General features: G+C 74.2%; 2 protein-coding genes. Both read left to right on the top strand.

Annotated features, from left to right (window positions below):
* The coding region (locus ACTIDRAF_RS0223360; protein WP_016701121.1) for an FGGY-family carbohydrate kinase at positions 1-643 on the top strand (643 nt) is incomplete at its 5' end.
* Between the two features lie 743 nt (positions 644-1,386).
* Positions 1,387-2,772 (top strand): cell division protein FtsZ, encoded by a 1,386-nt coding sequence (gene ftsZ, locus ACTIDRAF_RS0223355; protein ID WP_016701120.1) that lies wholly within the window; start codon positions 1,387-1,389, stop codon positions 2,770-2,772.
* Positions 2,773-2,821 lie beyond the last annotated feature (49 nt).

The following is a 2,821-nucleotide window of genomic DNA, read 5'->3' as shown; positions in this document are numbered from 1 at the left end:
GGCGGGGGCCGCCGTCGGCGCCGGCCGGCCGGTGGTCCACCGGTACCGCCGGGCCGAGGACGCGGGCTGGTACTGGATGGCCGCCGTGCAGAACGCCGGGCTCGCCCTCGACTGGGTGCGCGGGCTGGTGCGGGCCGACCGGGAGGAACTGGCCGAGGCCGCCCGGCACGGCTCGGGGGGCGGCGTCCTCTTCGTCCCGCACCTCACGGGGGAACGCACACCGCTGATCGACCCGACCGCCACCGCCTCCCTGCGCGGTCTCCGACTGGACCACGACCGGCGGACCGTGTTGGCGGCCGCCGTGGAGGGCGTCGCCTTCGCGGTGCGCCACGCGGCCGGGGAACTGCCCGGGCCGGCCCCGGACACCCTGCGGCTGACGGGCGGGGGACTCACCGACCCGGCGGTGCGGCAACTGGTGGCCGACGTGCTCGGCGTGCCCCTGCGGCCCGTCGAGGTGCGCAGCGCCGCCGCGATCGGGGCGGCCCACCTCGCGGCCAGGGCGCTCGGGCTGCCACCACCGCCGGTGGCGCAGGCCGTCGGGGAGACCGTGGCCCCCGGCCCCCGGGCCGTCGAGCTCGAGGAGGGCTTCGCCCGGTACCGGGAGGCCGTCGAGCCGCCCGCCGAGGACGAACACCACCACTGACCCCGGTGCTCGGGGCCCGGACGACGGCCGGGGCCGGCGGTCGGGAGTGGACGGCCGCGTCGTGCCCGGACCCCCGCACGACGTCCGGGGCGGCCACCCGCCCTGCGGTGGGCCGCCGTGTCCGTCGTGGACCGGAGCGCACCCCGGTGGGCGTCCGGCCCGACAGTGCCATGCGGGTGCGGGACGCGGAGCGCACGTGCCCACCACGCGGCCCCACGGCCCTGGTAAATTGATCTTGGTCCTGCCGGTCCGCCGGCGCTCCTGGTGTCGGGAACCTCACCGCGAACCGGCGGAACGTCCGTCACCTGCGCGGAGTTCCCGGCTCCGACCGGAGGGCGCACCCCCGGAGTGGACGGTGCCGGTGCCGCCACGCGAGCCACCGGACGACGCGACGGACACCGCGGGAGCGGTGGCGCCGGGAGTCCGCTCGGTGGGGAGACCCGACGAGGGCGCACCGTGCGCGTGGGAACCCGATACGATCGGCGCCAGACCGCGGGCGCTGACACGTCGGGTGCACATTCACCAGCGCGCACGGGGCACAGCGTGTGCCGCCGTGCGGCGTGGCTGCTGGACCACAGGCGTTACGGTGCCTAACGTCCGCAATCGAGACACGGGTTGACTGGACGAGGCGCACTCCCGGTTCCGCGCCGGGGTTTTCCGGTCCAGGACGACCAGGTCCTGGACGCGCTGGTCCTGGCCAGCGCAGCACTCGAAGCACGAGCCAGATCAGGAAGGCGGATCCGATGACGCCCCCGCACAACTACCTCGCGGTGATAAAGGTCGTCGGCATCGGTGGCGGCGGCGTCAACGCGGTCAACCGAATGATCGAGGTCGGGCTCAAGGGCGTCGAGTTCATCGCGGTCAACACGGACGCCCAGGCGCTGTTGATGTCCGACGCGGACGTCAAACTGGACATCGGGCGGGAGCTGACCAGAGGGCTGGGCGCCGGCGCGAACCCGGAGGTCGGGCACAAGGCGGCCGAGGACCACCGCGAGGAGATCGAGGAGGTCCTCAAGGGGGCCGACATGGTCTTCGTCACCGCGGGCGAGGGCGGTGGCACGGGAACGGGCGGCGCGCCGGTGGTCGCCTCGATCGCGCGGAAGCTGGGCGCCCTGACCATCGGTGTGGTCACGCGGCCCTTCTCCTTCGAGGGCAACCGCCGGGGCAAGCAGGCCGAACAGGGCATCCAGGAACTCCGCAACGAGTGCGACACCCTTATCGTCATCCCCAACGACCGGCTGTTGCAGCTGGGCGACATCGGCGTCAGCCTGATGGACGCGTTCCGTTCGGCCGACGAGGTGCTCCTCTCCGGTGTGCAGGGCATCACCGACCTGATCACCACCCCCGGTCTCATCAACCTCGACTTCGCCGACGTCAAGAGCGTGATGTCCGACGCGGGGAGCGCGTTGATGGGCATCGGCTCGGCGCGCGGGGAGGGCAGAGCCGTGCAGGCCGCGCAGAAGGCCATCAACTCGCCCCTGCTGGAGGCGTCGATGGACGGTGCGCACGGTGTGCTGCTCTCGATCGCAGGCGGGTCGGACCTCGGGTTGTTCGAGATCAACGAGGCGGCGTCGCTGGTGCAGGAGTCGGCCCACCAGGACGCCAACATCATCTTCGGGACGGTGATCGACGACTCGCTCGGCGACGAGGTGCGGGTGACCGTGATCGCCGCCGGTTTCGACGGCGGCGTCCCCGCGCACAAGAGCCTGGAGCCAGCACCGGTCACCTCCCGGAACGCCGACCGCTCGGCGTCGGCTGGCGAGCCCGGCGGGAGCTACCAGGCAGAGCCCGCGCAGCCGGCGCAGCCCAGCTCGCCCCCGCCGGTCGACCCGCCGCCCGCGCAACCCCGGCTCACCCACGCCCACCCGACCGAGCCGCCCCGGTCCGCCCCCGAGCCCTACCGTCCGTCCGCGGCCGCGGAGTCCGCGTTCCCGGCCAGCCAGCCGGGCATCGGCGGTGCCGGCGACCAGCAGCACTCCCAGGTCCAGTCCGGGGGAGCGGAGGGGCTCCGGCCGGCCTTCCCCAACCGGGGTCTCGGTGGCGGCAGCTCCCTGCCGGGTCGGGCCGTGCCCGTCGCCGACGACGCCGAGGACGACGAGGTCGACATCCCACCGTTCATGAGGCGGTGACGGCGGACCAGGACCAACGGCCGCCCCCGGGTCCGGGGGGCGGCCGTTT

Source organism: Actinoalloteichus spitiensis RMV-1378 (assembly GCF_000239155.1).
Classification (GTDB): domain Bacteria; phylum Actinomycetota; class Actinomycetes; order Mycobacteriales; family Pseudonocardiaceae; genus Actinoalloteichus_B; species Actinoalloteichus_B spitiensis.
This window is presented reverse-complemented; position numbering and strand designations above follow the sequence as displayed.

What these genes read in the sequence shown, in the direction of transcription:
- ftsZ (WP_016701120.1), top strand. Translation starts at nt 1,387, where the DNA reads ATGACGCCCCCGCACAACTACCTCGCGGTGATAAAGGTCGTCGGCATC.